The sequence below is a fragment of the Micromonospora sp. NPDC048930 genome, from assembly GCF_043197935.1.
Classification (GTDB): Bacteria; Actinomycetota; Actinomycetes; order Mycobacteriales; family Micromonosporaceae; genus Micromonospora.
This window is the reverse complement of record NZ_JBICUB010000025.1, coordinates 66,230-72,862: the sequence shown is the minus strand read 5'-3', so window position 1 is coordinate 72,862 and position 6,633 is coordinate 66,230. Positions and strand designations below refer to the sequence as shown.

Sequence of the window (6,633 nt, the reverse complement as noted above, 5' to 3'; positions counted from 1 at the left end):
CGACACCGACCAGCCCAACCCCGCCCCGATCGCCGCATAACATCAGACCGGATCCCGCGATGGCCGTCTCCTACACCACCAACGCGGACGTGACCAAGACGAAGCGGCGGGATGTTCGCCGTCGAAGCAACCACGATCCTGGACCTGACCTGGCTACACCCTCGCGTTGCGGCGGATATGGTGGACTGTGACCGTGATGTTTCGACCGACCGGTTCCTGCCGCTGCTCGGCCTGCGATTTGGCGAGCTGTCGCCAGCGCCGACCTGATCATATCGGCGGCGAGGCGCTGACCGGCGAGCAGCTCGCCGCAGTGGCCGCGACGCCAGCCCACCCCGCCCCGCGGGCCAGGCGCACCCCTGCCACGCGTCCCTGACCACCGAACACCAGAGCCGGCGCCACGGTGACGCAACGGGGTCTGATGGCACGCGCTGGGGTGTCATCAGACCCTGATCGGTCGGTCTGGTCCGGGTGGAAGGTGGGCATGTGAAGCCGTCGATGGGCTTCCCTGGCAGGCGGAGATGGCCATGCTCACGATGAAACAAGCCGCGTCGCAGTTCCTGGCGAAGCAGCGGATCGCGGTGACCGGGGTGTCCCGCAACCCGCGGAATCACGGCGCGAACGTCGTGTACCAGCGCTTGCGGGAGCGCGGCTATCAGGTGTACGCGATCAATCCCAACGCCGACCGGGTCGAGGGTGACGCCTGCTACCACGACCTGAAGTCGGTGCTCGGCGGCGTCGAGGCAGTCGTCATCGGCACGCGTCCGGAGACCGCCGATGAAACCATGCGGGAATGCGTCGAGCTCGGCATCGGACACGTCTGGATGCACCGCCTGTACGGAACAGGTAGCGTCTCCGCCACGGCCACCGAATACGGCCGCCAGCACGGGATCACGGTGATCGACGGCGGCTGCCCGCTGATGTTCGACCCCACGGCCGACACCGGGCACAAGCTGATGCGCTGCCTGTTCACCCGCGCCGTCCCCAAGCGCGTCTGATACCGCCTCGGCCAGGCGGGCCAACACGATCGCGGTGTGGGCGGCCGGGCCACCGGACGCGGTCGTGCCCAGCTTCAGAAACAGCAGCGCCGCAGGGTCAGCGACCCGGCGGCGGCCAGCAACGAGTACAACCGCTCAGCAGGCGACGGGTCTTCCGCCGCCCGCACCATGCGGTAATCATCAGACACAGCCGCGCCTCCATCGATGCCGAACGAGCCGAATCTAGCCAAACAACCCCGAAACTGGCTGGGGATCACGGCTTGGCTCAACCATCGGGACCATTGCAATGACCGATGGGGTCCGAACGGCCCTACCGGCCGCCCTATCGGTGCACCGACCCTGCTGGTAGCAGCTCACGGCCCGAAGGAGGGTCCCAATGCACTTGACCGATCGAGAATGGTGGGGGCTCATCCACGGGATGGGCTTCGGTGCGGTGTTCCTGCTCGCGTTCGCGGGCGGCCTCGCCGGACTCTACAGCCTCCGCGCCGGCCTGGTCACCCCACAAGGCATCGTCGAACGGATGCGCCGACTCAAGATCGGCGTGGTCGCGATGGCCGTCGCCGCATGGGGCACCGTGCTGACCGGCACCTGGATCGTCTACCCGTGGTACCGGGCCACCGGCAAAACCAGCCCGAAGTCGATTCTGCTCGCCAACCCCAACACCAAAGACTGGCACGAGTTCGCCATGGAATGGAAAGAGCACATCGCCTGGCTCAGCCCCATCCTGGCCACCGTGGTCGCGTTCATCGTCATGTACTACGGCACCAACCTCATCCGCCACGACCGAGTCCGCAAAACCGCCATCACCCTGTTCATCCTCGCCTTCGGCTTCGCCGCCGTCGCCGGCACACTCGGCGCCCTGATCACCAAAGTCGCACCGGTCCACTAAGGAGGGACACCCACATGAGCACCATCACTAACCGGCCCTCCGACACGGCCGGCACCGAGGCCGAAGGCATCGTCTACCCGGACAAGCCGGAAGGCCCGATCGCCGCCGCGATCCTCGCCGCGGGCGTCGGCGGCCTTACCCTCGGCATCGTCACTACCCTGGTCGAGGCGAGCACCGGGTTCAAAGACGCACTCAACTGGAACAACGACGTCGGGCCACTGTCCGGCAAGACCATCGTCAGCGTCGTGGTGTGGCTGGTCGCCTGGGCAGCCCTTCACCTCGTCTACCGCAGCAAGCAGTACGAAACCCGCCGGGCCCTGATCATCGCCCTGGTCCTGATCGGGCTGGGCGTGGTGGGTACCTTCCCCACCTTCTTCCAGGCATTCGGCGGCTAGCCAAACGTGCGGCGGACCGCGACCCTTCCTCCTCGCTGAGGACCCGTGGTCCGCCGCGCCTTACGCCTGCAAGCCAATCCCCTGCCATCGATCTCGGCCCAGGGCGCACCGGGCAGCCTGACGCGATCTTCAGAACCTCAGGTCACGGCCATTGAACGAGTTTTGGCGCGGTACAGCCGATGATCGGAGTGAGCAGGACTCCCCTCGCGATGGCGCGAAGAACTTGCCGCCAACCCGCGATAGCGTTGGCTGAACCGTGCGACGCGCCTGTGCTGAGGCCTCTTCACCCCTCGATGTCACGTGGATGGGCCACGGGGTGAACGATCCCACCGATCTGACCGATCGGTCAGCCCTTGATCGATCGGTCAGGCATGCTGGTTCTGGAGGTGGAACGGCATGGCACGGATGGGGCCGGAGATGCACAACGAGATCCTCGCGGCCGCGGCGCGGCGTTTCGCATTCGCTGGTTACAAGGGCACCTCGTTACGGGACATCGCCCGCGACGTGGGCTGCTCCAAGGCGGCGGTGCTCTACCACTTCCCCCACAAGGAAGCCCTCCTGTTTGAGCTGATGGCACCGGCGCTCGCGGTAATCCGGGCGATCGAGGACAGCATCGCCGCCGCGGCCGATCCGGCGAGCGCGCAGCGGGTCGCCATGGAGGGCTTCGTCGACCTCGCGGTCCAGTTCCGGCGGGAGATGGCCCTGCTGCGGGGCGAGTTCCGGGAGTTGCTCGAGAGCCCCGAGTTCGCACACCTCGAACGGTTCGCCGACCGACTCGTCGACACGGTAGCGGGACATCCCGAACGCCCGGCCGCCCGGATCGCCGCGCGGGTGATGCTCGCCGGGATCGCCGAGACATCCGGCGACTTCGACGACGTACCCGACGACGAACTACGCGAGACGCTCTTGGCGCTGCTACGCGGGGCGCTCGACCCCGCCGACTGACCATCCCACCACGCCCGGGGACACGAATTTGCGGCCACCCTGCTCGACCGGCTCGGCCGGGTCTCGATGCGCTGCGGCTCGTCGTCGCGCTCTGGCTCGTCGTAACAGTCGGCCTCGGTCTGACCGCCGGGACGCTGAGCGGCCCGACGGCGAGCAACTTCACAGCGCGCGGCACGCGTCGCAACGCGCCCAACTCGACGGCCGATACTCTCGGATCGAGGCTCGCCAAGGACCTCGGCGAGGTGACCGCAGACTCGCCGGCTCGGACCGATGCTCGGATACCCGCCTCGACAGGGCACGCCGTGTTGACCCGGCACGGCCTGCACCGCCTGGCCTGGCTCGACCGGCCGCCGGCGAGCCGGTCCGCCGCTACGAACGCGAACGCCCTGGCGAGCTGATCCAGGTCGACGTCGAGAAACTCGGACGCCTACGCGACGGCGGAGGCTGCCGCATCCACGGCCACGACAGCATCGAACGCCGCCGTGCCCGCTACCGACCCCGGGCCGCCACCAAACCCGAGGTGCCTCTGTGTTTGTCAAGCCGCTGATCTTGTTGTGGTCGTAGGCTGTGTGGCGGCGGGTCCGGGAAGTGACTTGTCCGAAGAGCTGGCGTTCGGGGCTAGGCCAGCCGCGCTGGATTGCAGAGTCGCCCCCGGTTGTCCTCCCGGACCCGTCCCTGAGCAGCGGCGCCGGTCGTCGGCGATCATGATGCGCCAGACGTGATCAGCGAGCCGTCGTTTCAAGCAGCGCATGGCCTCGTTGTGGGTCTTGCCGCAGGCCCGTTTGGTGTCGTAGTAGGCCCTGCCCTGGCTGGTGGGCATGCGGACCTGAGTGACGGCGACCAGGTGCAGGGCGCAGTTGAGCTGGCGGTCTCCTGAACGCGAGAGCCTATGCCGGGCTCGGTCTGCGGCTGGCGATCTCGATCGGGGCGACACCGGCGTAACTGGCGAACGTCGCCGCAGTCGGAAAGCGAGTTACCTTGCCGACGCGTCCGAGAATGCGGGCAGCCAGCACAGGGCCGACGCCGTTGACCTGGGTCAGCCGACTGCCGTGCTCGGCCAGCACGACGCTCATCCGCTTGGCGATGTCCGCCAGTCGGGCATCCGTGCCGCGGATCTCGGCAATCAGGTCACGGGCGAGCTGCTTGCGGGCCTGCTCCACCGGTGAGGCTGGCCGGACTCCGGCCAGCAGACGACCGGCAGCAGCAGCGCTCAGATCCGTCGGCGCGCCACCGGCAGTAGATCACGCAGCAGCGCGTGCAGTTGATTGACCGAGCGGGTGCGGGCTGCGGCCAGGTTCGCTCGGCGTTCCTCCAGCAGGCTCAACACCGTCGAGGAGTCCTCCGGCGACAGCGCCGCGGCGTCGCCGTGCAACGCGGCGACACTGGCGGCCGCGGCGGCGTCGATCACATCATTCTTTCGCCGCCCACCGCGCGACAGCTGTCGCACCCTCGCCGTTGCCGTCGCCGGCACGTCGATGACCGCCTCGCCCCGGGCCAGCAGCCACTGCGCCAGATGCCGGCCCAGCCCCCGAGCATTCTCCACCGCCCACCGCCGCTGCTCGAAGCGGCCGGCCCAGCGCAGCAACCGCCCGTAGTCACGCAACGTGGACTCGATTTTCAGGCTGGCCAACGGCCGCTGGGTCACGTCGTCAACTGCGGTCGCGGTGTGAGACAGCTTGTGCGGGTCCACCCCGATCGTGATCACCTGGTCGTCCTCCCACTGCTCGACGAAACGACGAAGACCGCGGACGACATGCCGACTTGCAGTACCGGACGACGATCACGCCTCTGTTGAGTCAGACCACGGCCGGACGCCAGGCGGGCAACACACCCCGGGAGAGCCAACCCCGAAAGGCGGCAGGCGGTTCACGAGTCACCCCGCCCAGCGTCCTACGGAACCTACGACCAAAAGGCCGAGAACCGCTGCCCCCATACAAGTCGGCGGTTCAATCCCTCTGCGAGCCTCACTGCCGGAGCCAACTATGGGCGCGGGGATGGCCGCCCAACAAGCTGTGTGCTTGCCCGAAATGCGGGTGGGGTTGTGGTTGTAGGCCCAGCGCTTCACCGGCCGCAGGGCGGGATATGAACTCCACTGGCGCACCAGCCGTTTGCGAACGCCGCGACGGAACCCTTGTAGTGCCTGTCCGGTGGCTTCGACCCGGACCAGCGCGGTCAACGTGGCCGGCGGGCCGGCAGGCCCACCTCGCCTGCCGGCCCGCCGGCGCCGAACGCGGGGCGGGAGTCGAGAGTCTCACGACCCGCAGGGGGTGTCAGGGCTTGAGAATCAGTCGGATCGGGCTGCCTTCCTTCTTCACGAGCCGTTCGACGCCCCGGGGCGCCTCGGACAGCGGGAGCACGTCGCTGATCGACCCGGAGAGGTCGAGGCGGTGGTGGCCCACCAGGGAGACGAGCTGCTCGACGTGCTCCGGTGCGCTTCCGTAGTGGCCGCGGACCTGCTGCTTCAGGTAGCTGAACAGGGTCGTCTGGTGAATGGTCAGCGGTTGGGGTGCCAGCCCGACCAGGACCAGCCGGCCCTCGCTGGCCAGCACGGTCTGGGCCTGGGTCCAGACCGGCGGGGCGCCTGCCAGGTCGAAGGCGACGTCGAGGCCGCGCCCGCCGGTGATCCGGCGGACCTGCTCGGCGAAGTCGGCGGCGCCGGGGTCGAGGACGTGGTCGGCGCCCAGGGCGAGAGCCCGGGCCCGGGCATCCGGGATCGGATCCACGGCGACGATCGGAGCGGCCCCGACGAGACGCAGCAACTGGACGGCATGGGCGCCCAGACCGCCCAACCCCCACACGCCAACGGACTGGGTGGGACGTACATCACCGGTGCCGACGATCGCGCCCCAGGGGGTGGAGACGGCGTCGGGGATGATCGCGGCCTGCTCCAGGGGAAGGTCGTCGGGCACGCCGACGAGGGTGAAGTGCTCGGCGATGGCGTACTCGGCCCAGCCGCCGTCGTAGTCGACCCCGCGGGTCAGCGGGTGCTGGCACTGTGCGACCCGGCCGAGGAGGCAGGGCGGGCAGGCGCCACAGGGCTGGCCGGCCTGCAGCAGCACGCGCCGCCCGACCTGCCATTCGGCGGGCACCTGCTCCCCGACCGCGTCGATGACGCCGGCGACCTCGTGCCCCAGGGTCACCTTGTCGACGCCCGTTTCCAACCGCAGGCTCCCGTCGATGAGATGGACGTCGGACAGACAGATGCCAGCCGCCGCGACCTTGATCCTCACCTGGCCGGACCCCGGCTGCGGGACAGGCACCTCCTCCATCGCGAACTCGCCCGTCTTGTAGTCGAGTCGGCCGGCAAGCATGGTGGACATGACGTTCTCCTTGTCTCGCGGTGTGTGCGGTGGCCCCCACCGCGCAGGGCATAGGTGTCGGATGCGGCGACCCGCGCCGCACCGCCGAA

At 68.7% G+C, this 6,633-nt stretch carries 7 protein-coding genes and 2 pseudogenes; 6 read left to right on the top strand and 3 right to left on the bottom strand.

Annotated elements, in window-relative coordinates; translation table 11 throughout:
- The first annotated feature begins 111 nt into the window (after positions 1-111).
- The 6 genes and pseudogenes from ACGFI9_RS35345 to ACGFI9_RS35320 form a co-directional block, all read left to right on the top strand.
- Positions 112-267 carry a hypothetical protein gene (locus ACGFI9_RS35345; protein ID WP_393185125.1) on the top strand — a complete coding sequence of 52 codons (156 nt, stop codon included), beginning with the start codon at positions 112-114 and terminating at the stop codon, positions 265-267.
- 251 nt (positions 268-518) lie between these two features.
- On the top strand, positions 519-995 hold the full coding sequence (locus ACGFI9_RS35340) for a CoA-binding protein (protein WP_393185122.1): 477 nt from the start codon (positions 519-521) through the stop codon (positions 993-995).
- A 418-nt stretch (positions 996-1,413) separates the two neighbouring features.
- Positions 1,414-1,884: a hypothetical protein gene (locus ACGFI9_RS35335; protein ID WP_393185119.1), complete on the top strand. Its 471-nt coding sequence runs from the start codon at positions 1,414-1,416 to the stop codon at positions 1,882-1,884.
- A gap of 14 nt (positions 1,885-1,898) precedes the next feature.
- Positions 1,899-2,279 (top strand): hypothetical protein, encoded by a 381-nt coding sequence (locus ACGFI9_RS35330; protein ID WP_393185116.1) that lies wholly within the window; start codon positions 1,899-1,901, stop codon positions 2,277-2,279.
- A gap of 396 nt (positions 2,280-2,675) precedes the next feature.
- On the top strand, positions 2,676-3,224 hold the full coding sequence (locus ACGFI9_RS35325) for a TetR/AcrR family transcriptional regulator (protein ID WP_393185114.1): 549 nt from the start codon (positions 2,676-2,678) through the stop codon (positions 3,222-3,224).
- 278 nt (positions 3,225-3,502) lie between these two features.
- Positions 3,503-3,708, top strand: a pseudogene (locus tag ACGFI9_RS35320) (IS481 family transposase); the annotation flags it as partial.
- Between the two features lie 51 nt (positions 3,709-3,759).
- On the opposite strand, the pseudogene ACGFI9_RS35315 reads toward ACGFI9_RS35320, so the two are convergent.
- The 3 genes and pseudogenes from ACGFI9_RS35315 to ACGFI9_RS35305 all read right to left on the bottom strand — a co-directional run bounded on the left by ACGFI9_RS35315 (position 3,760) and on the right by ACGFI9_RS35305 (position 6,544).
- A pseudogene (locus ACGFI9_RS35315) lies at positions 3,760-4,297 on the bottom strand (transposase).
- A gap of 137 nt (positions 4,298-4,434) precedes the next feature.
- A complete protein-coding gene (locus tag ACGFI9_RS35310) occupies positions 4,435-4,929 on the bottom strand; it encodes a transposase (protein WP_393185111.1) in 495 nt (164 codons plus the stop codon).
- A gap of 565 nt (positions 4,930-5,494) precedes the next feature.
- Entirely contained in the window at positions 5,495-6,544 is a 1,050-nt protein-coding gene (locus tag ACGFI9_RS35305) for a zinc-binding dehydrogenase (protein WP_393185108.1), read from the bottom strand.
- Positions 6,545-6,633 lie beyond the last annotated feature (89 nt).